21 protein-coding genes are annotated in these 21,096 nt (G+C 63.6%); 11 read left to right on the top strand and 10 right to left on the bottom strand.

Features of this window, described 5'->3' with window-relative positions:
* The first annotated feature begins 684 nt into the window (after nucleotides 1–684).
* The 4 genes from AB7008_RS29670 (at nucleotide 685) to AB7008_RS29655 (ending at nucleotide 4,793) form a co-directional block, all read left to right on the top strand.
* A complete protein-coding gene (locus AB7008_RS29670) occupies nucleotides 685–927 on the top strand; it encodes a hypothetical protein (protein ID WP_441259947.1) in 243 nt (80 codons plus the stop codon).
* A gap of 114 nt (nucleotides 928–1,041) precedes the next feature.
* Nucleotides 1,042–1,770 carry a gluconate 2-dehydrogenase subunit 3 family protein gene (locus tag AB7008_RS29665; RefSeq protein WP_441259946.1) on the top strand — a complete coding sequence of 243 codons (729 nt, stop codon included), beginning with the start codon at nucleotides 1,042–1,044 and terminating at the stop codon, nucleotides 1,768–1,770.
* Nucleotide 1,771: 1 nt separating this feature from the next.
* Nucleotides 1,772–3,550: a GMC family oxidoreductase gene (locus AB7008_RS29660; RefSeq protein ID WP_441259945.1), complete on the top strand. Its 1,779-nt coding sequence runs from the start codon at nucleotides 1,772–1,774 to the stop codon at nucleotides 3,548–3,550.
* The gene (locus AB7008_RS29655) at nucleotides 3,543–4,793 is read left to right on the top strand and encodes a c-type cytochrome (RefSeq protein ID WP_441259944.1); all 1,251 of its coding nucleotides are present in this window, start codon (nucleotides 3,543–3,545) and stop codon (nucleotides 4,791–4,793) included. The genes AB7008_RS29660 and AB7008_RS29655 overlap by 8 nt, the downstream gene beginning before the upstream one ends.
* A 93-nt stretch (nucleotides 4,794–4,886) precedes the next feature.
* Here the strand turns inward: AB7008_RS29655 and rpmG are convergent, their stop codons facing one another.
* The 3 genes from rpmG to AB7008_RS29640 all read right to left on the bottom strand — a co-directional run bounded on the left by rpmG (nucleotide 4,887) and on the right by AB7008_RS29640 (nucleotide 8,132).
* Nucleotides 4,887–5,054 (bottom strand): 50S ribosomal protein L33, encoded by a 168-nt coding sequence (rpmG, locus tag AB7008_RS29650; RefSeq protein WP_007603295.1) that lies wholly within the window; start codon nucleotides 5,052–5,054, stop codon nucleotides 4,887–4,889.
* Nucleotides 5,055–5,261: 207 nt separating this feature from the next.
* On the bottom strand, nucleotides 5,262–6,587 hold the full coding sequence (locus tag AB7008_RS29645) for an LLM class flavin-dependent oxidoreductase (RefSeq protein WP_441259943.1): 1,326 nt from the start codon (nucleotides 6,585–6,587) through the stop codon (nucleotides 5,262–5,264).
* 207 nt (nucleotides 6,588–6,794) lie between these two features.
* Nucleotides 6,795–8,132, bottom strand: a complete 1,338-nt coding sequence (locus tag AB7008_RS29640) for an amidohydrolase (protein WP_441259942.1) — start codon at nucleotides 8,130–8,132, stop codon at nucleotides 6,795–6,797.
* A 161-nt stretch (nucleotides 8,133–8,293) separates the two neighbouring features.
* On the opposite strand from AB7008_RS29640, the gene AB7008_RS29635 reads away from it, so the two are divergent.
* Both AB7008_RS29635 and AB7008_RS29630 read left to right on the top strand, forming a co-directional pair.
* Nucleotides 8,294–8,836 (top strand): hypothetical protein, encoded by a 543-nt coding sequence (locus tag AB7008_RS29635; RefSeq protein WP_441259941.1) that lies wholly within the window; start codon nucleotides 8,294–8,296, stop codon nucleotides 8,834–8,836.
* A gap of 77 nt (nucleotides 8,837–8,913) precedes the next feature.
* Entirely contained in the window at nucleotides 8,914–10,272 is a 1,359-nt protein-coding gene (locus AB7008_RS29630; RefSeq protein ID WP_441259940.1) for a metallophosphoesterase family protein, read from the top strand.
* A gap of 24 nt (nucleotides 10,273–10,296) precedes the next feature.
* On the opposite strand, the gene AB7008_RS29625 is transcribed toward AB7008_RS29630, so the two are convergent.
* From AB7008_RS29625 to topA, 4 genes are read right to left on the bottom strand one after another with little or no spacing between them, the layout of a single operon-like run.
* Nucleotides 10,297–11,046, bottom strand: a complete 750-nt coding sequence (locus tag AB7008_RS29625; RefSeq protein ID WP_304490145.1) for an NUDIX hydrolase — start codon at nucleotides 11,044–11,046, stop codon at nucleotides 10,297–10,299.
* Between the two features lie 32 nt (nucleotides 11,047–11,078).
* Nucleotides 11,079–11,519 (bottom strand): DUF983 domain-containing protein, encoded by a 441-nt coding sequence (locus AB7008_RS29620; RefSeq protein ID WP_028155044.1) that lies wholly within the window; start codon nucleotides 11,517–11,519, stop codon nucleotides 11,079–11,081.
* On the bottom strand, nucleotides 11,513–13,870 hold the full coding sequence (rnr, locus tag AB7008_RS29615; protein WP_441259939.1) for a ribonuclease R: 2,358 nt from the start codon (nucleotides 13,868–13,870) through the stop codon (nucleotides 11,513–11,515). Before rnr ends, AB7008_RS29620 begins: the two co-directional genes overlap by 7 nt.
* Before the next feature lie 19 nt (nucleotides 13,871–13,889).
* Nucleotides 13,890–16,637 carry a type I DNA topoisomerase gene (gene topA / locus AB7008_RS29610; protein ID WP_441259938.1) on the bottom strand — a complete coding sequence of 916 codons (2,748 nt, stop codon included), beginning with the start codon at nucleotides 16,635–16,637 and terminating at the stop codon, nucleotides 13,890–13,892.
* A 227-nt stretch (nucleotides 16,638–16,864) separates the two neighbouring features.
* On the opposite strand from topA, the gene AB7008_RS29605 reads away from it, so the two are divergent.
* On the top strand, nucleotides 16,865–17,104 hold the full coding sequence (locus AB7008_RS29605; protein WP_014494703.1) for a hypothetical protein: 240 nt from the start codon (nucleotides 16,865–16,867) through the stop codon (nucleotides 17,102–17,104).
* Nucleotides 17,105–17,352: 248 nt separating this feature from the next.
* Here the strand turns inward: AB7008_RS29605 and AB7008_RS29600 are convergent, their stop codons facing one another.
* On the bottom strand, nucleotides 17,353–17,844 hold the full coding sequence (locus AB7008_RS29600) for a flavodoxin family protein (RefSeq protein ID WP_441259937.1): 492 nt from the start codon (nucleotides 17,842–17,844) through the stop codon (nucleotides 17,353–17,355).
* 3 nt (nucleotides 17,845–17,847) lie between these two features.
* Between AB7008_RS29600 and AB7008_RS29595 the strand changes: the two genes are divergently transcribed.
* Nucleotides 17,848–18,054 (top strand): hypothetical protein, encoded by a 207-nt coding sequence (locus AB7008_RS29595; RefSeq protein WP_441259936.1) that lies wholly within the window; start codon nucleotides 17,848–17,850, stop codon nucleotides 18,052–18,054.
* A gap of 24 nt (nucleotides 18,055–18,078) precedes the next feature.
* Here the strand turns inward: AB7008_RS29595 and AB7008_RS29590 are convergent, their stop codons facing one another.
* Nucleotides 18,079–18,546, bottom strand: coding sequence for a winged helix-turn-helix transcriptional regulator (locus AB7008_RS29590; protein ID WP_264621253.1), 468 nt, complete (start codon nucleotides 18,544–18,546; stop codon nucleotides 18,079–18,081).
* Between the two features lie 121 nt (nucleotides 18,547–18,667).
* Here AB7008_RS29590 and AB7008_RS29585 point away from each other — a divergent pair, with 121 nt between their 5' ends.
* Together AB7008_RS29585 and AB7008_RS29580 are read left to right on the top strand one after the other, a co-directional pair.
* Nucleotides 18,668–19,441: an SDR family oxidoreductase gene (locus tag AB7008_RS29585; RefSeq protein WP_212483237.1), complete on the top strand. Its 774-nt coding sequence runs from the start codon at nucleotides 18,668–18,670 to the stop codon at nucleotides 19,439–19,441.
* A 175-nt stretch (nucleotides 19,442–19,616) separates the two neighbouring features.
* Nucleotides 19,617–19,799, top strand: a complete 183-nt coding sequence (locus AB7008_RS29580; RefSeq protein ID WP_248878267.1) for a hypothetical protein — start codon at nucleotides 19,617–19,619, stop codon at nucleotides 19,797–19,799.
* A 58-nt stretch (nucleotides 19,800–19,857) separates the two neighbouring features.
* Here AB7008_RS29580 and AB7008_RS29575 read toward each other — a convergent pair whose 3' ends face one another.
* Complete coding sequence (locus tag AB7008_RS29575; protein WP_028155051.1) at nucleotides 19,858–20,466, bottom strand: FMN-dependent NADH-azoreductase; 609 nt, start codon at nucleotides 20,464–20,466, stop codon at nucleotides 19,858–19,860.
* 84 nt (nucleotides 20,467–20,550) lie between these two features.
* Here AB7008_RS29575 and AB7008_RS29570 point away from each other — a divergent pair, with 84 nt between their 5' ends.
* The gene (locus tag AB7008_RS29570) at nucleotides 20,551–20,961 is read left to right on the top strand and encodes a winged helix-turn-helix transcriptional regulator (RefSeq protein ID WP_441259935.1); all 411 of its coding nucleotides are present in this window, start codon (nucleotides 20,551–20,553) and stop codon (nucleotides 20,959–20,961) included.
* The last annotated feature ends 135 nt before the right edge of the window (nucleotides 20,962–21,096 follow it).

Here is a 21,096-nt window from a genome sequence, read left to right as displayed (position 1 = left end):
CAGGCTGCTGCAAAACCAGTGGGCCCTGTTTCGGTTGTCGCCCAGGAACACCTTGGTTTCAACGCAACCCTCGTAGGATGTATGGGTGATGGTGTCTCGGCACGTTGGCGAGAAAGGTCCATAGTTCAGACCGCCGCCCGACTCGCTGCATCCAACCCAGGGATCTTTGCCGCTTCGGAAGCTTGTTGCACAGCCACCGTTGCAGCTGCTGGCGACTTTCTCCAGGCTGGCGAGCCTCGCCATCGCCGAACCCGGCGCATACGATGGCGTGCTCGCGGTTGACGTTCGAGCGGTTGACGCAGTCCGACGCGGCGCCGTTGTGTTTGCTCCCCGCTCCGACACGCGCGGCTTTGCCACCTGTTTCGGCGCGTCGACCGTGACAGGGGGGATCGTGGCGGCGGAGCCAGTCGGGATTTGCGACGCTGCCGGGGCGCACAGCAAGGCCGTTGACAAGACAGCGATGGCAGAGGGCACGACAAAGCCTGACGAAAATTTCATGAGCATGTCCTTCCCAAATGCGGGACGGAGATGCCGCCCCGGTAAATGCACGGTAACATACATTTCGGATTGGGCAACCAAGGGTTGAGGGAACGTCTGCCTATAAACTCGTCATCCACACAAAGCGTGGCGCTCGGCGGAACGACGCTGGATTGCTCCGTCGCAAGAGCTCCTCGCAACGACGGCGTGGAGAAGGAGCAGCGCGCCAGTCGCGTGCCCCGGACGCAGCGCAGCAGCGTTGCGCACTGCAGCGCATCCGGCACACAGGAGACTTGCCGCGAGATTCCGCTGCCTGCCGCAGCAATCGGCTCCGTGTTTTTTTCGAAAAGCGCCGGCTTCGTGAAATACGCGATCAATTTGCGATCGTACAACGAGAAGCCGCTGGCCGAGAGCGGTGAGGTGTTCACGGACGATTGTCGTCGATCATGACCGATAGATGCAGGTCGTGAGCGACGTGGAGGCGTTTCACTTCTCCGAAGCTCATCGAAGTTCCAGCGCGGTGGACCGACGAGGAAGAAAAAAATCAAACAGGGGACGCCCACAATGATCGGACTGCGACGCAGGGAGTTTCTTGCGGGGACGGCCTTGCTGCTGTTCAGCGCGACGACCGTCAAAGCCGCCACGATTGCAGGGAGGTTGCCCTGGGCTCCAAATGCGGGAAATCCGCCGCCGCCAATCAAGCTTGGGCCGTGGGAGTTCTTCAACGGCGAAGAAGGCAGAGCCATGGAGGCACTCGTTGATTGCATCATCCCGCCGGATCCGGAGACGCCGGGCGGCAAGGATGCCGGCTGCGCCGTGTTCATCGACCGGCAGCTGGCTGGGCCTTACGGCCGGCAGGAGGGATTGTATGTGCGCCCGCCGTTTCAGGCCGGCCTGAAGAATCAGGGCCATCAGTCGGCGAACGGTCCGGCACAGGATTATCGGGACGGTCTCGCTGCATTCGATCATGCGTGCAAGCAGCACAGTGGTGGAAAGCCCTTCGCCGAGCTCTCCGGCGACAACAGGATCGCGCTTCTGAAGGCGGTCGAGAAGGGCGAGCTCAAGCTCGACGGCGTCGACGGCAAGGCGTTCTTCACGCAACTCGTCAAGGACGCGCAGATGGGGTTTTTCGCGGACCCGATCTATGGCGGCAACCGCGACATGGTCGCGTGGAAAATGATCGGCTATCCGGGCGCGCGCTACAACTATCTCGATTGGGTGAACCGCCACAACGAGCGCTTTCCGTTGCCGCCGGTCGGCATGACCGGCAACGCGCAATGGACGAGGTCGTAGCATGTCCCGAAGGCTTCCCAGGAAAGACGTCGTCATCGTCGGTTTCGGCTGGACCGGCGCGATCATGGCTAACGAGCTGACCGACGAGGGGCTCGAGGTGATCGCTTTCGAGCGCGGTCCATGGCGCGACGCGCCGACGGATTTTCCGCCGGGCTACATGCAGGACGAACTTCGTTATCGCATCCGGCACGAGCTGTTCCTGCGTCCGGACCAGCTGACGTTCACGTTCCGCAACAAGATGGACCAGACGGCGCTGCCGATCCGGAGCTGGGGCGCGTTCATGCCGCCGAACGGCGTCGGCGGCGGGGGCGTGCACTGGAATGCCGAAATGTGGCGGTTTCTCCCGTCGGATTTCGTGCTGAAGACACATCTGACCGAACGCTATGGCGCGGCGTTCCTGCCCCCGGATATGACGATCCAGGATTGGGGGATCACCTATGAAGATCTAGAGCCGCATTACGATCGCTTCGAATATCTGTGCGGCACGTCGGGGACGGCCGGAAATCTGCGCGGCAAGATCATGGACGGCGGCAATCCGTTCGAAGGGCCGCGGTCCCGTCCTTATCCAACCCCGGCGCAGGCCCAGCCGTTCAGCCATACGCTGTTCGGGAGGGCCGCGCGTGAGCTTGGTTACAAGCCGTTCCCGCAGCCTTCGGGCAATCTCTCGCAAGCCTATACGAACCCGCTGGGTATGCGCCTTGGCCCCTGCACCTATTGTGGCTTCTGCGAGTGGTTCGGTTGCGGCAATTATTCCAAGGCTAGCCCGCAAACAACCATCCTGCCGCATCTCATTCGAAAATCGAACTTCAGCCTCCGCGACAATTCAGAGGTTGTCAGGATCAATGTCGATCGTTCGGGCAAGCGCGCCACCGGCGTGACATTCGTCGACTCCAGCGGCGAGGAGTGGGAACAGCAGGCGGATCTCGTGATCCTGTCGGCTTACACGATGTTCAACGTCCAGCTTCTCCTGCATTCGCAAATCGGACAGCCCTACGACCCCGTCACCAACACCGGGGTCGTTGGCCGAAACTACACCCACCAGACGATCTCGTCGGTCAACGGCTTCTTCGACAGCAAGAAGTTCAACTTCAACCCGTTCATCGCGTCAGGCTCGATCGGGATGTGCGTCGACGAGTTCAACGGCGACAATTTCGATCACGGGCCGCATGGTTTCGTGGGCGGCGGCTATGTCGGCCAGGTGCAGACAGGTGCTCGTCCGATCGAAAGCACCCTGGTGCCGCCGGGAACGCCGGCATGGGGCGCCGACTGGAAGAAAGCGGTGAAGGACAATTATCTCAGCACGGTCAAGCCCGGTACCGGTGTGCATGGCAGCTTCTACGCCTACCGCGACATCTACCTGGATCTCGACCCCGCCTATAAGGACCGGTTCGGGCGTCCTCTGATGCGGATCACGATGGATCTCAAGGAGAACGAGATCAAGCAGAACAAGTTTCTCACCGACAAGTTCGCCGAGATCATCAAGGCGATGGGCGCTGAAAAGCTCGCCGTGCAGTATCGGACCGCGCCATACGACATAACGACCTACCAGACGACGCATCTCAACGGCGGTGCGATCATGGGGGCCGATCCCAAGACAAGCGTCCTCAACAAATATCTGCAGAGCTGGGATGTCCCGAATCTGTTCGTGATGGGGGCAAGCGCCTTTCCGCAGAACGCCGGCTACAACCCAACGCTCACGGTCGGCGCACTCGCTTATTGGTCGGCGGCCGCGATCCGGAACCAGTACCTCAAGAATCCCGGAAAGCTGGTCGATGCGTAGGATTCCTCGCGTACGCGCGCTCGTTTGCGCAGCGCTCGTTTCGGCGTCGCTGGCTGGCCGCGCGCATGCCGGCTCCGCAAACATGCAAGAGTTCACCCAGATCGAACGCGGGCGCTATCTTTCGATCCTCTCGGACTGTGCCGGCTGCCATACCGTTCCCGGCGGCAAGCCGTTTTCGGGCGGGCGGCCGATCGAAACGCCGTTCGGCAACATCATATCGCCCAATGTCACGCCCGATCTCGAAACGGGCATTGGAGCCTGGAGCGACGATCAATTCGATGCCGCGGTGAGAAAGGGTATCGGACGAACCGGCGCGCATCTCTATCCGGCCATGCCTTACAATGCGTACACCCGGATGTCGCGTGACGATGTGATGGCGATCCGGGCCTATCTGACTTCGCTGGAGCCGGTCCGAAGTTCGCGCAACGCGGATACGCTTCCGTTTCCATTCAATATCCGCTCAACGATGATCGTGTGGAACGCGCTCTACTTCACGCCAGGTGAATACAAGCCGGAACCGACCAAATCCGCCGAATGGAATCGCGGCAAGTTCATCGTCGACGGGCCAGCGCATTGCGGAGCCTGTCACACGCCGAAGACGCTGCTCGGAGGCGATCGAACCGATCAATATCTGCAGGGAGCAAATCTCCAGGGCTGGTCGGCGCCTGACATCACCGACAACCGGCGGACAGGACTGGGCAGTTGGACGGCAGACGATGTCGCGCTCTACCTCAAGACGGGGCACAATCGCGCTACCGCTGCGACAGGGCCGATGGCGGAGGCCGTCGAGCTGTCGACGTCCAGGATGAAGGATGAGGATACGAAGGCTATTGCGACGTATCTGAAATCATTGCCGGGCAACAGGGATGAGGCGAGGCTTGCCCCGGTGGATGCGAACGTGATGGCGGCCGGGGGCGCGATCTACCGAGACCAATGTTCCGCCTGCCACGGGATCGAAGGCAAGGGCGTTCCACACCTGTTTCCCGCCCTCGCAGCGTCCACGATGGTGCACTCAAATGATCCCACAACGGCAATCCGAATGGTGCTCCGTGGTGCGCGAAGCGTCGGCACCAAGGCCGAGCCGACGGCACCCGGCATGCCGTCCTACGGCTGGCAGCTCGATGATCGCCAGGTCGCGGCGGTGCTCAGCTTTGTCAGAAATAGCTGGGGTGGTGCCGCTGCCCCGATCGATGCAGCCGAAGTGACGCGTGTTCGGTCCGACACAGCGTTACGCAACGATTGAGTAGGCCGTCCGAGACGTGAGCGGCAAAATAAAACGGGGCCGTGAGGCCCCGTCAAAAGTCCGTAGCTTATTCCGCGATCTTACTTGATCTTCTTACTTGATCTTGGCTTCGCGGAATTCGACGTGCTTGCGCGCGACCGGATCGTACTTCTTCTTGACCAGCTTGTCGGTCATGGTGCGCGAATTCTTCTTGGCGACGTAGTAGAAGCCGGTGTCAGCCGAGGACACGAGCTTGACCTTGATGGTGACCGCTTTGGCCATGTTCAGAACCTCAGGAATGAAGGGAATCTGGAGCCGGCCAAACGGCCCGCGTTGGCCGGCAACCTAGCCAGAAACCGCCTGATGTCAAGGTTTCGAAGCGTTTTCGAGCGAAGTGGGCACCGGTTCGCGTCAAGAAAACGCGTCAAAAACAACAACCTAGAGCCCCGAACGGGGCTCTAGGGCGGAAAACCACCCAAAACGGTCCCATTACGCCTCGAAGAACCGGTTTTTCGGCCGCGGCAGGCCCAGATTCTCCCTCAAAGTGGCCCCTTCATACTCTTTGCGGAAAATCCCGCGCCGCTGCAGCTCCGGCACCACCTTGTCGACGAAATCGTCGAGGCCGGCGGGCAGGAATGGGAACATGATGTTGAAGCCGTCGGAGCCGCGCCCGACCAGCCATTCCTCCATCTGGTCGGCGATGGTCTTGGCCGTGCCGACGAAGGACAGCCCGCCATAGCCGCCGACGCGCTGGGCGAGCTGGCGCACGGTGAGCTTGTCGCGCCTGGCGAGGTCGACCATGCGCTGGCGGCCGCTCTTGCTGGCGTTGGTCTCCGGAATCTCCGGCAGTTGCCCGTCTGGATCGAAGCCTGAGGCGTCCGTGCCGAGGATGACCGAGAGCGAGGCGATGGCGCTGTCGTAATGCACGCGGCTGTCGAGCAGCGCGCGCTTCTCCTTGGCCTCATCGACGCTGTCGCCGACCACGACGAAGGCGCCGGGAAGAATCTTGAGATGTTCGGGATCGCGACCGATCTTCTCCATGCGGCCCTTGATGTCGGCATAGAGTTTTTGGCCGTCGGCGAGGGGGCCGCCGCCGGTGAACACGGCTTCCGCCGTCTCCGCCGCAAGCTGCCTGCCGTCCTCCGATGCGCCGGCCTGCACGATCACCGGCCAGCCCTGCACGGGCCGCGCGATGTTGAGGGGGCCGCGCACCTTCAGATATTTGCCGTTGTGGTCGAGCACGTGCATCTTCGCGGGGTCGACGAACACGCCGCTTTCGACGTCGCGCACGAAGGCGTCGTCGGCGAAGGAATCCCACAAGCCCGTGACCACGTCGTAGAACTCGCGGGCGCGCTTGTAGCGCTCGGCATGCTCCATGTGGTCGTCGAGGCCGAAATTCAGCGCCGCGTCCGGATTCGAGGTGGTGACGATGTTCCAGCCCGCGCGCCCGCCGCTGAGATGGTCGAGCGAGGCGAAGCGGCGCGCCACGTGGTAGGGCTCGTCAAACGTCGTCGAGCCCGTCGCGATCAGGCCGATGCGCTCGGTGACGGCGGACAGCGCCGACAGCAGCGTGAACGGCTCGAACGAGGTCACGGTGTGGCTGCGCTTGAGCGCGTTGACCGGCATGTTCAGCACGGCGAGGTGATCGGCCATGAAGAAGGCGTCGAACTTGCCGGCCTCGAGCTTCCGGATCAGCGTCTTGATATGGCCGAAGTTGAAATTGGCATCCGGCCAGGCCCCCGGATAGCGCCAGGCGCCGGTGTGGATGCTGATCGGGCGCATGAACGCGCCAAGCTTGAGTTGCCGTTGTGCCATCGCCCCGTATCCGTTCTGGGTGTCGTTAGGGAAGACATAGGGACGCCTAGGAGCTCCGCCATCGGGGGAGGCGGGAAGATTATTTTGTTTTTTGATCGACTCTCAGCATGTTCGCGTCATTCCGGGGCGCCGCGCGGAGCGGTGAGCTCAGATGCGCAATCGCGCATCTGAGAAGCCCATCAAGCCGCAGACACTGATGCGAGGAAGCTACTGCCCTCGCGCCCTTTGATCGAAGGCGCTCAGCACGGCGAGCGTCATCGCGGTGACGCCGGTCTGGATGGTCGGTTTCGGCACCGGGGCGAATTGCGGCGAGTGGTTGCCGGGAAGCGGCGGGCCGCTGCCGTTACGCGCGGCGGCGACGCGGTCGGGCTCATAGACGCCGATGTTGAAGAACATCGAAGGCACGCCGGCGTTGACATATTCTGAATAGTCCTCGCTGGTCGTGTTTGCCGGGCTGACGTTGAACTTGTCGCCGAAGGCCACTTTCAGCACCCGCTCGGCCTGGCCGACGACAGCGGCATCGTTCATCACCGCCTTGGTCCCCTCGTCGAGATGGATTTCGGGCGCCGGCGCATCCGCCATCGCCGCCACCGCCTTCGCCGTCCGCTCGATCCCAGCCAGCATCCTGGCGCGCACCTGCGGCTTGAAGCTGCGGATCGTGCCGATCACCCTGGCCTCGTCGGGAATGATGTTGCCGGCGGTGCCGGCGTGGATCGCGCCGATGGTGACAAGGCCGAATTCGGTCGGGTCCTTTTCGCGGCTGATCACGCTCTGCACGTCGACGACGAAGCGGGATGCCATCATCACGGGATCGATGGTCGCCTGCGGTATCGCACCATGGCCGCCGCGGCCAACGAATCTGATGAAGAGACCGTCAACATTCGACGATCCGACCCCGACCCTATAGCTCACGGAGCCGTAGGCTCCACTGCCATCGTGCAGGGCAAAACCCGCGTCGGGCTTCGGAAAGCGGGTGAACAGGCCATCGTCGATCATCGCCTTTGCGCCCGTTACCTCTTCCTCGGCGGGTTGCGCGATGAACATCAACGTACCGTGCCACTGGTCCTTTATGCCGACCAGGGTCTTCGCCGTGCCGACCCAGCTCGCCATGTGGATGTCATGGCCGCAGCTATGGGCGACGAATGTCTCGCGGCCCTGCCAGATCTGCTTGTCGCGGCTGGCATAGGGCAGGCCGGTCTTCTCCTCCATCGGCAGCGCGTCGAGCTCGGTGCGAACCATGATGGTGGGACCGTCGCCGTTCCTGTAGATGGCGACAAGGCCGGTCTTGCCGACGTGCTCGGTGACCTCAAAGCCAATCGCACGCATCTCGGCAGCGAGTTTCGCCGCGGTCTTCACTTCCTGGTAGGCAACCTCGGGATGGGCGTGGATGTCCTTGTAGAGCGCGTCGAGCTTCGGGTATTCGCTCTCGAAGGAGGTCTCGATCGTTTGCTTCAATCTGGCGACGTCGAGCTCCGCATGGGCGGGCGCCGAGAGCAGGCCGCACAAAGCCACGGAAGCGAGCAGAGGCCTTACCAACCACGTCATCCGATTCTCCAGTCGTTTAAGCGCCCATTTCCCCACCTAGCACATCTCGTCGCATCTTGCCGCGACAGAAATGGAAGAACGGCACCGGCGCATCGGGGCGTCTCTTCGAACCAATCCGCCTCTCGCTTCGACCAAGCCATGACCTCGTGAGGAGACCCGACATGGCCGGCGCAATGACCGTGGACGGCGGCACCGTCCGCATCGACCGGCCCATGCCCTGGGTCGGCCGGCTATTGTCGCTGCCGCTGCTGGCCGCGAGCGGCTATCTCTTGTGGAACGTCGCGCTCGGCCTGCGCCAGGATTTTTCCGGTTTCGGCCGGCTCGCCGATGATCTCGTGCCTGTGCTGGTGTTCACGGGGTTGGGACTGCTCGTCGGCATCCCCGGAATCATCTTGCTGACGTTCCGTACTTTCGTCGTGCTCAACGAGACGCTGCGCCAGATCGTCATCACCAGGCAGTTCGGCCCGTTCAATATCCGCAGTCAGCGCGATCTCGCGGACTATCACTTCGTCAGCATCACCGACGATTATGATACGGATCTGACGACCTACGACGTCAATCTCTGCGGCAACAGGGGCACCGAGCCGATCACGCTTCAGAGCTTCACCAGGCGCGAGGAAGCGGACGAGCTCGCAAGCGAGATCGGCCGCGTCCTGAAACTGCCGGCGCGCGACTATGTCGGCACCGAGCCTGATGTGGACTGATCGAGGTCCAGCCAGGGCCTGTTGCGACCCGTTGCGGAAATTGCCATCCTCGCGGCCGAACACCGCGATGGAAGGCCATGACCTCAGCGAATAACTCCATTCCCGCGCTTCTACCGCGCGGCAAGGGCCACCAATTCCTGTTGTATGGCGACTCCTGTTCGGGCGTGCCGGGTGCGTTGCACGAAAAGACCTTCGCCTCGGTCAATGCGGTTGCTCAACGCCTGAGACCGCAGCCTGAGTTCGTTCTCTTCCCGGGCGATGAAATCATCGGACTGACGCCGGATCCGGACGCGCTGCGCGCGCAGTGGCGCTATTGGCTGGATACGGAAATGGCATGGCTCGACCGTGCGGCCATTCCGATGTGGCACACAACCGGCAACCACACGACCTATGATTTGATGAGCGAGGCGGTGTTTCGCGCCGTGCTCGAACTGCCGAAGAATGGGCCGCCGGGACAGGCGGGCCTCTCCTATTTCGTGCGGCGCGGCGACCTCCTGATGGTGTTCGTCAACACGCTCTGGAGCGGCCTGGGAGGTGAGGGCCATGTCGAGCTCGGGTGGCTGGAAACAACGCTCAAAGAACATGGTGATGCCCGACACAAGCTCGTCCTTGGCCATCACCCGGTGTTTCCGATCAACGGCTTTACCGGGACGTATCAGCGCGAGATCGGCCACGAATATGCTCGCCCGTTCTGGGACATCCTGGTGAACGAAAACGTGCTTGCCTATCTGTGCAGCCACATCCTCGCCTTCGACGTCCAGGCGCATCGCGGTGTCCTGCAGATCTGCACCGCGGGCGCGGGAACGGCTCACAGGATGCCGGAGGGCGTCGAGTATCTGCATTGCGTTCAAGCCGCGCTTGATGAGCAAGGCCTGCGTTATCAGGTGCTCGATATCGACGGCGTTGTAAGGGAGAGGATGGAATGGCCGCTGCGCGATCCTGATCCCGCTAGTTGGAGGGAGCTGCCGCTCGGTGAAATCGAGGCGCCGTTCAGCGGATGTGTGGAGAGCGGGCGGCGGATCGAGCTGAGGCTCGTGGGGCAAAGCGCTGCGACCGATGTCGCATCAGCTCAGACGATATTCACGGCCTTCGCGCCTGGTTCGATCGCGCCGTTCTGGCTTGGTCTCAGGGGACCGAAGCAAACTCTGACAGCCATCGTGGGGCGTGAGCCCGGACGTAGTCCATCCTATTGGCTTGGACCTGACCTTCCGGCGGGCGACGGTTTCGATATTCGCGTTACGCTCTATCCGGACATGGGCCCCGGCGGTCTCCTCTACCGCGATCACGGCGCCCCGCGTTGGTCGTCCTTCGCTTCCGCGACGGCGCGAGGGCTGGAGCAGCTTTCGTGGCCGCAGCACTGGGCGATCGGCCACGGCCAAAGTGGCAGCGAAGACCGCGCCTTCAGAGGTGCCGCGCTGAGTTTGCTGATCGCGTGAACGAGCCTGGAGAGATCGGTTCGCTCAGCTCAAGATATCCTTCTGCATCTTGCCGCCGTAGAAATGGAAGAACGGCACCGGCGCGTCGTGGCGGAGCGGGCCGGTGGCAAGGCGGGTGTCGAGCTCGTTGAGCACGTTGCGCGTCATCGGATGCAGATCGGCGAGCGGCTTTGAGCCGAGCTCGACCCAGACCAGTTCGACCAGCTCAGCATCCGCATGGATCACCCCCTCGACGTGGTGGGTGATCGCGGAGGCGTCCGCCGTGAAGAAGCGGGTATCGAAGCGCTTGACGCGGCCGGGCGGGGTGATCGCGCGTGCGATCAGGAACAGGCTGGAGGGGTCGGGCAGCAGGCCCGCATCCGCGAACGGCTTCCAGGCACCCTCGAGTTTTGCTTTCCCCTCGGTCTTGCGTCCGAGGCAGAGGCCGGTCTCTTCGCAGGCCTCGCGGATCGCGGCAATCGCCAGCGATTTGGCGCGCGAGGCCGGGGTCTTCGGGCTGCCCTTGGCGAGATTGGCTTCCAGCTCGGCGGTGATGGGGGCAGCGACCGGCACGCGGTAGTCGTCCTTGTCGACGCGGCCGCCGGGGAAGACGAACTTTCCGGGCATGAACACCACCTTGTCGTGGCGCTTGCCGACCAGGACTTTTGGAATGTTGCCGCTGCGATCGACCAGGATCAGCGTCGCCGCATCGCGGGGGCGGAAATAGGGATGGTGGTCGGCTTCCTTGCCCTCGTGGATCTTGGCCTTCTCGGCTGCCTGCGACGTATCCGTCATGTCCTCACCCAAACCGCTTTTTGATTATTTGCTTAGACCGGCGGAATACCATCCGGAGGGTTGTCGTCAAAGCCGTGCATGCGCAGAGCCCATTGCAGGCCGACCACAGCTCCCTTGACCGGCTGGAGCAGCGCGAGCGAGGCGACGAAGGTGAAGGGCAGATAGGCCGCGAAGCTGAGCCAGACCGGCGTGGTGTAGTTGGTTTCGATCCAGAGGATCGTGGGCACCACGATGTGGCCGACGATGACGATCACGAGATAGGCCGGCAGATCGTCGGCGCGATGCGGCGTGAAGTCGAGGCCGCAGACCGCGCAATTGTCCGCGGTTTTGAGGAAGGCACGGAACAGCTTGCCCTCGCCGCAGCGCGGGCAGCGGCCGCGGAAACCGCGCTTCATGGCCGTCCAGACGTCGCGCTTCTCGACGAGGCCGGTCTCGCGCGTCCAGATCTTTGGGGCCGTGCTCGTCGTCACCATGCCTTGCCCTTCTGACCCCCGCCTTTTCCTTTGTTCTTGCCCTTGCCCTTCTTGGGTTTGCCGGACTTTTGCTTCGGCGGCTTGCGTTTTTTATCCGGACTGCGTCCAGGATGTGTCTTGAACGAGGGGCGGCGTTGTGGGCCGGGACGCCTGCGGTCGCGCGGTGCGGTCTCGCTGGAGGACGACAGGAGCTCGAAGCGCAGCGCGCCCGCGATGGGGGCCGCTTCGATCAGGCGGACGTCGACGACGTCACCGAGCTGATACATGGTGCCGCTGCGCGTGCCGACGAGCGCGTGCCGGCTCTCGTCATAGTTGAAATATTCCGTGCCAAGGGATCTGATCGGGATCAGGCCGTCGGCGCCGGTCTCAGCGAGCTTGACGAACAGGCCGGCGCGGGTGACGCCGGAGACGCGGCCCTGGAAGCTCGCGCCGATGCGGTCGGCGAGGTGATGGGCGATCAGCCGGTCGACGGTCTCGCGCTCCGCCTTCATCGCGCGCCGCTCGGTCACCGAGATGTGGGCTGCGACCTCGCCGAGGCTTTCCGGCGTCTCGCTGTCGGGCAGGGCGCCTTCGCCGAGACCGAGCGCGCGGACCAGCGCGCGGTGCACGACGAGGTCGGCATAGCGGCGGATCGGCGAGGTGAAATGCGCGTAGCGGCGCAGGTTCAGGCCGAAATGACCGTAATTCTCGGCGGAATATTCGGCCTGGGCCTGGGCGCGCAGCACGACCTCGCTCACCAGCGGGAAGTGGTCGTGGCCTTCGAGCTGCGCCAGCACGCGGTTGAACAAGGCGGGCCGCAGCGCGCCGCCTTTCGCGAACGGAACGTCCAGCGTCTCCAGAAACTCCGCGAGCGCGTGGACCTTCTCCAGCGTCGGCTCGTCGTGCACGCGGTAGATCAGCGGGAGCGACTTCTTCTCCAGCATCTCGGCCGCCGCGACGTTGGCGAGGATCATGAATTCCTCGATCAGCTTGTGCGCATCGAGACGTTCAGGCACGACGACGCGATCGACCGTGCCGTCGCTCTTCAAGAGGATCTTGCGCTCAGGCAGATCGAGATTGAGCGGATCGCGCTCGTCGCGGGCGCGCTTGGCGCAGGCATAGGCGGCATAGAGCGGCCGCAGGATCGGATCGAGCAGGGGGCCGGTGGTGTCGTCGGGCCGGCCGTCGATCGCGGCCTGCGCCTGCGCGTAATTCAGCTTCGCCGCCGAGCGCATCAGGATGCGGTGGAAGCTGTGCGAGCGCTTCCGCCCGTCAGGGCCGAGCACCATCCGCACCGCGAGCGCGCCGCGCGGCTCGCCCGGCACCAGCGAGCAGAGATTGTTGGAGATGCGCTCGGGCAGCATCGGCACGACGCGGTCCGGGAAATACACCGAGTTGCCGCGATCGAGCGCGTCGCGGTCGAGCGCGGTGCCCGGCCGCACGTAGAAGCTGACATCGGCAATGGCGACATCGACGATGAAGCCGCCTCGGTTGTTCGGATCAGGATCGGGCTGCGCATGCACCGCGTCGTCGTGATCCTTCGCGTCCGGCGGATCGATGGTGACGAGCGGGATATCGCGCCAATCCTCGCGGCCCTTCAGGGTCGCCGGCTCCGCCGCTTCGGCTTCACGCTCTGCTGCGGGCCGGAACTGCAGGGGAATGTCGTGCGCGTAGATCGCGATCAGGCTGATCGCCTTCTCCGATTTGACCGAGCCAAGCTTCTCCTTGACGCGGCCGGAGGCCAGCCCAAAGCTGCGGGTGCGGACGATATCGACACTGACGAGGTCGCCGTCCTGCGCGCCGTGCGTGTCGGCCGCGGCGATGTTCAGCTCGCGGTCGGCGGACTTCTTGTCGACCGGGACCAGCCGTCCGCCGCCTTCGGGCAGACTGCGGAACACGCCGAGGATGCGGCTCTTCGTCTTGTCGAAGACCTTGATGATGTGGCCGCGATAGGCCGGGCCTTCGTTCTCGTCCGAGCGCTCGACGCGCAGCAGCGCGCGATCGCCGATTCCAGCCGCGGTGCCGGGCTTTGGCCGGCGTGGCATGACGATGAGGATTTTTGGCGGTTCGCCGCTTTCGACCTCGTCCCATTCGGCGGGGGAGGCGATCAGCTCGCCGTCGCTGTCACGGCCGGTGATGTCGGCAACCAGCGTCGACGGGAGCGCGTCCGGCTCGGAAACCTTGTGGCGTTTCTTCTTGATGGTGCCGTCGTCGGCGAGCTCGCGCAGCATGCGCTTGAGCTCGATGCGATCGGCGTTCTTCAGGCCGAACTCGCGCGCAATTTCGCGGGTCCCGACCTTTCCGGGATTTGCCTTGATGAAGGCGACGATGGCGCTCCGGTCGGGAAAGCCACGGTCATTCTTGCGTTTCACTTAACCTCTAATTCTTGATCTAGGTCTTGCCGGCACTCTTCTTGGCCGGAGCCTTGGGGGCGGCGGCCTTGGTCGGCGACGTTTTTGCGGTCGACGACACGGCGGCGCGCGCCTTGCTGGTGGATTCGGATTTGGGTTTGGCCGCCTTCTTCGCGGCCGGTTTCTTCGGCTTCGGCGCGGCGTCATCGCCGTCCGCAGCCTTCTCCGCAGCCTTCTTGGCCTTGGCCGGCTTCGCGGCTTTCTTCGCCTTGGTCTTGCCGCCGCCCTTGGCCGCGCGTTCGTCGATCAGCGCGATCGCTTGCGGCAGCGTGACGGTGTCCTTTTCGAACTCGGCCGGGATCGTCGCGTTGACGCCGCCTGCCGTGACATAGGCGCCGTAACGGCCGCTCTTCACCGTGACGGTGCCCAGCGTCGGATGATCGCCGATCGCCTTGCCGGGGTCGGCGCCGAAGCGACGGCTCGGGCCCTTGGCGACCTTTTCCGCGATCAGCGTCACCGCGCGGTTGAGGCCGATGTCGAAGACCTCGTCGCCGCTCTCGAGGCTGGCGTAGGTCTTCTCGTGCTTCACGAACGGCCCGAAACGGCCGAGACCTGCCGTGATCGGCTGACCGGTCTCCGGATGCTTGCCGATCTCCCGTGGCAGCGACAACAGCTTCAGCGCAAGCTCGAGCTCGACATCGCCCGGCGAGGTGCCCTTCGGGATGCCCGCGCGCTTCGGCTTCTCGCCTTCCTCGTAATCCTTGGACTCGCCGAGCTGGATGTAGGGCCCAAAGCGGCCGGCCTTGACCCAGACATCGCGACCCGTATCGGGGTCCTGGCCGAGCGAACGGTCGGCGGTGGTCTCGCTGTCGGCGGCGAGCTGGCGGGTGTAGCGGCATTCCGGATAGTTCGAGCAGCCGACGAAGGCGCCGAACTTGCCGGCCTTGAGATTGAGCCGGCCGTTGCCGCAGCTCGGGCACTGCCTGATATCGCCGCCATCGGCGCGGGGCGGATAGATGTGCTGGCCCAGCATGTCGTCGAGCACGTCGAGCACCTGGGCTACGCGCAGATCCTTGATCTCGTCGACGGCGCCGATGAAGCCGGTCCAGAAGTCCTTCAGCACCTGCTGCCAGGAGATCTCGTTGTTGGAGATGCGGTCGAGCTGCTCCTCCAGATTGGCGGTGAAGTCGTATTCGACGTAGCGGCTGAAGAAGCTTTCGAGGAAGGCGACCACGACGCGGCCCTTGTCCTCGCCGTGCAGGCGCTTCTTCTCCAGCTTGACGTAGCCGCGGTCCTTCAGGACCTGGAGGATCGAGGCATAGGTCGAGGGACGGCCGATGCCGAGCTCTTCCATGCGCTTGACCAGCGAGGCCTCCGAGAAGCGCGGCGGCGGCTCGGTGAAGTGCTGGGTGACGGCGAGCGACTGCCGCTTGAGCGCGTCGTTCGGGCTCATCGCGGGCAGGCGGCGGGAGTCCTCGTCCTCCTCGTCGTCGCGGCCTTCCTGATAGAGCGCCAGAAAACCGTCGAACTTGACGACCTGACCCGTCGCACGCAGCTCCAGCGTTCGGGAGCCTGCCTTCGCGGTGATGTCGACGGTGGTGCGCTCGAGCTCGGCCGATTCCATCTGGCTTGCGATGGTGCGCTTCCAGATCAGCTCATAGAGTCGCGCCTGGTCGGCGTCGAGCTTGCGGCTCATACTGTCGGGGCGGCGCGACATGTCGGTCGGACGGATCGCTTCGTGCGCTTCCTGGGCGTTCTTGGCCTTGGCCTGATACTGGCGCGGGGCCTCCGGCACATAGGCGTTGCCGTAATCCTCGCCGATCACCTTGCGTGCCTGGGTGATCGCGGACGGATCGATCTGCACGCCGTCGGTACGCATATAAGTAATGAGTCCGGTGGTCTCGCCGCCGATGTCGATGCCTTCATAAAGGCGCTGGGCGATGCGCATCGTGTGCGCCGGCGCAAAGCCGTATTTGCGGCTGGCTTCCTGCTGCAGCGTCGAGGTGGTGAAAGGGGCCTGCGGATTGCGCCGGGCCGGCTTCGCATCGACCGCGGTCACGGCATAGGCGGCTGCTTCCAGCGCCTTCTTGAAGTCTTCGGCTTCTACGCCGCTGCCGACGTCGAGGCGCTGGATCTTCTTGCCGTCGGCGCCGACAAGGCGCGCTTCGAAGGCGTCGCCGCGCGGCGTCAGCAGGGTCGCGATCAGCGACCAGTATTCGCGCGGCACGAATTTTTCGATTTCGAGCTCGCGATCACAGACCAGCCGCAGCGCCACCGACTGCACGCGGCCGGCCGAGCGGGCGCCCGGCAGCTTGCGCCACAGCACGGGGGAGAGGGTGAAGCCGACCAGATAGTCCAGCGCGCGGCGCGCCATGTAGGCGTCGACCAGCGCGCCGTCGATCTGGCGCGGATTCTTCATCGCATCCGTGACCGCCTGCTTGGTGATGGCGTTGAACACCACGCGCTCGATCTTCTGATCCTTCAGCGCGCGCTTTTCCTTCAACACCTCCAGCACGTGCCAGGAGATGGCCTCGCCCTCGCGATCAGGGTCGGTCGCCAGAATCAGGCGGTCGGCGCCCTTCAGGGACTTGGCGATATCGTTGAGCCGGCCGGCCGCCTTGGGGTCGACCTCCCAGATCATCTTGAAATTTGTGTCCGGATCGACGGAACCGTTCTTCGCCGGGAGGTCGCGGACATGGCCGAACGAGGCCAGAACCTCGTAGGACGAGCCCAGATACTTGTTGATCGTCTTGGCTTTCGCCGGCGACTCCACAATGACGATATTCATGTAGTTCCAGTAACTTACGGGGAAATTACGAGCCGCTTGCGATGAGATTCGGATCGGCCGTTTCGACCCGAACATGGGTGGTGAGACCCTCGCTGTCAAATCGAGGGGTGTTGAAAGCACCTCGAATGGGAAAAGTTTCATATCGAGAAAGTTGCAAAATACCACCTTGGAGTTGCGGTCAATGTCGGCGTAGAGTCCTCCCGGGGCATGGATTCGGGTGGGGTCTGGTGACTAAGCCAGGAAAGAAACGGGCGCGCGCCGCATCAGGCGCGCCGGGGGGCTCGCGCGGTGAGGAACCAGGGGAGGGCGGCGTCGATGAGGCCGTCGCCTTCATCGCCGAGCAGGTGGGCGCGTTGCGCAAGCTCGCCGAGCGCCACAAGCTCGATGTGCTGCATTATCTCCTGGGGATGACCAAGCTGGAGGCCGACGAGCACTTGCGGCTGCGGAGCAAGCGCAAGCTGTCGTAGCGGCGCTCACTATCCAATCCGCCATGCTGAGGTGCTCGCGTAGCGAGCCGCGAAGGTTGAGCGGCCGAGATGCCGCAGCCGGGCCGTCGCCCTTCGAGGGCCGCTGAAGAAGCAGCCACCTCGGGGTGACGGCGATATATGGAGGCGCGCTGCATCAACCGCGTCATTGCGAGCGCAGCGAAGCAATCCAGAGTCTTGCCGCGGTGGGATTCTGGATTGCTTCGCCACGCTCGCAATGACGGATGTGGTTAGCCGTTGCGCTTTGCCAATTTGGCCAATCGCTGGCCGAGATATTCGGCCGTGTTGAGGTCGCTCTGCGGCAACGCGCCGTCGACCAGATGTGTTGCAAGGCCGAGCTGGCTGCCCAAACGATTCCGGCCGCCCGGATCCTCGCCTCCGGGAATGTCGAGGCCGCACCAGAGCATGCCGTGTTGGGCGGCCAGAATGGAAAAATAGGTCAACGTGTGCAGTTGATCGCCGCCTGCGCAGGCACCCGTCGTGAATCCGGCCGCGATCTTGTTGGCCCATCGTTGCTGGGTCCATCGGTCGCTTGAAGCGTCTGCGAAGGCTTTGAACTGGGCCGCCGGGCCGCCCATGTAGGTCGGGCTGCCGAATGCGACCGCGTCAGCGCGGTCGATCGTTTCCAACAAGCGTTCATCCTGAAAGCGGCCTGACACGATGTCGTCGCCGGTGATGCGACAAAGCGCGACGTCCGCTGGGTCATCCGCGCCGCGCGCCACCGCATGCGCCAGCTTCTCGGTGGTGCCGGTGATGGAAAAATAGACGATGGCGAGCAGGGGCATGGCGGTGCCACTTTAGAGTGTTCAGCCATCTTTGACGCCGTCGATATTTTGTACAAGTCCCCCCAACGCAGTCATTGCGAGCGCAGCGAAGCAATCCAGAATCCCTCCGCGGTGAAATCCCGGATTGCTTCGCTGCGCTCGCAATGACGGTGTGGCGGCAGTTGTGCGTCGTCACGCCGACCGCCTGCGCGGCGGCGGCCGTAGCTTCACCATCGTGTCCGCGGGCGTGAGCAATCGCCCGTCCTCGGCGCGCATTTCGAGCTTCCGGATCGGGCGGCCTTTCTCGCGATCGACCAGAACCGTTGTGATCTGCTCGGGGTGATCGTCGAACTCCTCGCTCCATTGCCGGAGCGCCACCAGGATCGGGAAGGTGCCGCGGCCCTTCGGCGTCAGCACATATTCCTGATAGGCGCTGCCGTCGGAGGCGGGGGCGGTGGCGAGAATGCCGTGGTCCACAAGCGAGCGCAGCCGCACGGCCAGAATGTTCTTGGCCATGCCGAGCTTGCTCTGAAACTCGCCGAAGCGGCGCAGGCCGAACAGCGCCTCGCGGATGATCAGCAGCGACCACCAATCGCCGATCGCTTCCAGCGACCGCGCGATCGGGCAGGAATCGCCCTCGAAGCTCGTTCGTTTCACCATCGTCCTGGTCCTGTCGCGTTCGCCCGATTTCGGCGCCGATCACGCGTTTGTGTGGTTGCATCATAAAACCATATGCCCTAGATGGCAACATAGTTTTATGATGCAACCACTGGAGACGATCGTGAGACTGAAGAACAAGACGGCATTGATTACGGGCGGCAATAGCGGCATTGGCCTGGCGACGGCAAAGCTGTTCGTGGCCGAGGGCGCGAAGGTGATCATCACCGGGCGCAACAAGGAGACGCTTGAGGCCGCGGCGAAGGAGCTTGGCCCGAACGGGTTCGCGGTCGCAGCCGACGCCACCGACATTGCCGCGACCGAAGCTGCAATCAAGAAGGGCGCCGAAAAATTCGGCAAGCTCGACATCGTGTTCGCCAACGCCGGCATTCCCGGCGGCACACCGCTCGGTTCGGCAACGCTGGAGGTTTTCGAGAAGGTCATCAGCACCAACCTCACCGGCGTGTTCTTCACGGTGCAGTCGGCGCTGCCTTATCTCAACGACAATGCCTCGATCATCCTCAACGGCTCGGTGATCTCCGTGCTCGGCATTCCCGGCTATTCGGCCTATGGCGCCGCCAAGGCCGGCGTGCGCGCGATGGCGCGGATCATGGCGTCGGAACTGTCGCCGCGCGGGATTCGCGTCAACGTCGTCGCGCCCGGCGCGATCCGCACGCCGATCTGGGGCGCCGCGATTGCAACGCCTGAAGCCGAGAAGGCGTTCGAGAAGCGCATTGGACTGTCCACGCCGCTCGGCCGCATTGGTGAACCGGATCACATCTCGAAGACGGTGCTGTTCCTTGCGTCGGATGATGCCGCGCACATTCAGGGCCAGGAGATCTTCGTCGATGGTGGCGCGGTTGCCTCTCCCGCGGGCGCGCCGATCTATCGCGGCTGATCAACGTTTGCGAAAATTGAATCGGTCGGCGCGGCGACATCGGTTGCGCCGGCCGGTTCCTGCACCTTGATGGCTGTATTCCTCTGAACCTTCCGTGAGGCGTTGAACCTTCGCTTGCGCTGCCGAGACACTTTTGCGGGCAGGGGTCATAAGACTCACTTTCAGGGAGCCCGCGATGTCAAAGGCAGCTCGTATTTCTTCGTCGATTTCAGAACCGCGTATTTACACCGAAGATTCCGCCATTCCCGCCAAGCACTCCGACACGTCCGAGTTCATCGGGGTGGCACTTTTCTCAGGCATCGGGCTTTTCATTTCGCTCGTCGCGGTCATTCTTGGCGTTCAGGGCGCCTGGTTTTAGCGCTGTCGAATTCTCAGCCGCCGCCGGAGTCCGGCAGCGGCTGGCGTCGGCGTAAGTGTTACGCCGCCTGGAGGCTGGTGGCAGCCTGAAGCGCTCCGGCCAGCGCTTTCTCGCGATGCTCAGGGCCGACCTGGATGCCGTCAGCGACAATGAATTCGGGGCTCGTGATGCCCATGAACGCGAACACGCCGCGCAAATAGGTTTCGAGGTGCTCGAGCGAGGCGGCCGGCGTGCCCGGGCCGTAATAGCCGCCGCGCGAGATCGCCACGATCACGCGCTTGTTGCCGGCAAGGCCCTGCGGGCCGTTCGCATCGTATTTGAACGTTTTCCCCGCCACGAGGACGCGGTCGATCCAGGCCTTGAGCTGGCTCGGGATCGTAAAATTGTACATGGGCGCGCCGATCACGACGATATCGGCATCGAGGAACTCGTTGAGCACAGCCGCGCTCGCGGCAAGGTCGGGTCCGAGTTCCGCCGGCGCGGGCGCGCCTTGCGCGGCCGCGAGGTGCGAGCCGGAGAGGTGGGCGAGCGGGATCTGCGTCAAATCGCGATAGACGAGGTCGAGCGACGGCGTTGCCTGCATGAGGCGGTCGACGATGGCGGCGGAAACCTGTCGTGAGACGGAGTGGGGACCGAGCACGCTGGAGTCGATATGGAGGAGTTTCATTGGGGTTCACCTATGGTATAGATTTGTAACCCGCACTACATGAGTGACTGTCAAATTCCCCGCAAGAACGCACATTTTTGAGCCATGGGCACATCTTTGAGACCTGCACACACCGATTTTCCTGCGCCCCAGATGCCGGATCGCGACCACGCGGACTGCCGCGGGGTCGCCTCGATCCTTGCGCGCGTCGGCGACAAATGGAGCGTGTTCGTCATCATGATGCTGAGCGACGGGCCCAAGCGCTTCAATGAACTGAAGCGGATGATCAACGGCATCTCGCAGCGAATGCTGACCTTGACCCTGCGTGGGCTGGAGCGCGACGGCCTGGTCACGCGCACGATCTTCCCGACCATTCCGCCGCGCGTGGACTACGAGCTGACCGATCTTGGCCGCGGGCTCCAGCAGCCCGTGATGGCGCTCGGGCTATGGGCGAAGGAGCACCAGGCGCAGATCGCGGCGGCACGAACGCGCTTCGACGAGCGCAACGGGGACTGAAGCGGAGAATAATTAGACGCGATACTCATGCCGCGCGGCCGGTTTCACCCTCCCCTGGAGGGGGAGGGTCGGCTCACATGAAGCGCAGCGGAATGTGAGACGGGGTGGGGTGGCGGTCTCTCCGCCTCCAACGGT

The organism is Bradyrhizobium sp. 521_C7_N1_3, from assembly GCF_052075975.1.
Lineage (GTDB): Bacteria > Pseudomonadota > Alphaproteobacteria > Rhizobiales > Xanthobacteraceae > Bradyrhizobium > Bradyrhizobium japonicum.
Note: the sequence above shows the minus strand (reverse complement) of the source record. Positions and strands in the feature narration are given on the sequence as shown.

Bases quoted from the DNA above. Each gene is read 5' to 3' on its own strand.
- AB7008_RS29665 (WP_441259946.1), top strand. From the start codon at position 1,042: ATGATCGGACTGCGACGCAGGGAGTTTCTTGCGGGGACGGCCTTGCTG.
- AB7008_RS29660 (WP_441259945.1), top strand. From the start codon at position 1,772: ATGTCCCGAAGGCTTCCCAGGAAAGACGTCGTCATCGTCGGTTTCGGC.
- AB7008_RS29655 (WP_441259944.1), top strand. From the start codon at position 3,543: ATGCGTAGGATTCCTCGCGTACGCGCGCTCGTTTGCGCAGCGCTCGTT.
- rpmG (WP_007603295.1), bottom strand. From the start codon at position 5,054: ATGGCCAAAGCGGTCACCATCAAGGTCAAGCTCGTGTCCTCGGCTGAC.
- AB7008_RS29645 (WP_441259943.1), bottom strand. From the start codon at position 6,587: ATGGCACAACGGCAACTCAAGCTTGGCGCGTTCATGCGCCCGATCAGC.
- AB7008_RS29640 (WP_441259942.1), bottom strand. From the start codon at position 8,132: ATGACGTGGTTGGTAAGGCCTCTGCTCGCTTCCGTGGCTTTGTGCGGC.
- AB7008_RS29635 (WP_441259941.1), top strand. From the start codon at position 8,294: ATGGCCGGCGCAATGACCGTGGACGGCGGCACCGTCCGCATCGACCGG.
- AB7008_RS29630 (WP_441259940.1), top strand. From the start codon at position 8,914: ATGACCTCAGCGAATAACTCCATTCCCGCGCTTCTACCGCGCGGCAAG.
- AB7008_RS29625 (WP_304490145.1), bottom strand. From the start codon at position 11,046: ATGACGGATACGTCGCAGGCAGCCGAGAAGGCCAAGATCCACGAGGGC.
- AB7008_RS29620 (WP_028155044.1), bottom strand. From the start codon at position 11,519: ATGGTGACGACGAGCACGGCCCCAAAGATCTGGACGCGCGAGACCGGC.
- topA (WP_441259938.1), bottom strand. From the start codon at position 16,637: ATGAATATCGTCATTGTGGAGTCGCCGGCGAAAGCCAAGACGATCAAC.
- AB7008_RS29595 (WP_441259936.1), top strand. From the start codon at position 17,848: ATGCGCCAGCTTCTCGGTGGTGCCGGTGATGGAAAAATAGACGATGGC.
- AB7008_RS29590 (WP_264621253.1), bottom strand. From the start codon at position 18,546: ATGGTGAAACGAACGAGCTTCGAGGGCGATTCCTGCCCGATCGCGCGG.
- AB7008_RS29580 (WP_248878267.1), top strand. From the start codon at position 19,617: ATGTCAAAGGCAGCTCGTATTTCTTCGTCGATTTCAGAACCGCGTATT.
- AB7008_RS29575 (WP_028155051.1), bottom strand. From the start codon at position 20,466: ATGAAACTCCTCCATATCGACTCCAGCGTGCTCGGTCCCCACTCCGTC.
- AB7008_RS29570 (WP_441259935.1), top strand. From the start codon at position 20,551: ATGGGCACATCTTTGAGACCTGCACACACCGATTTTCCTGCGCCCCAG.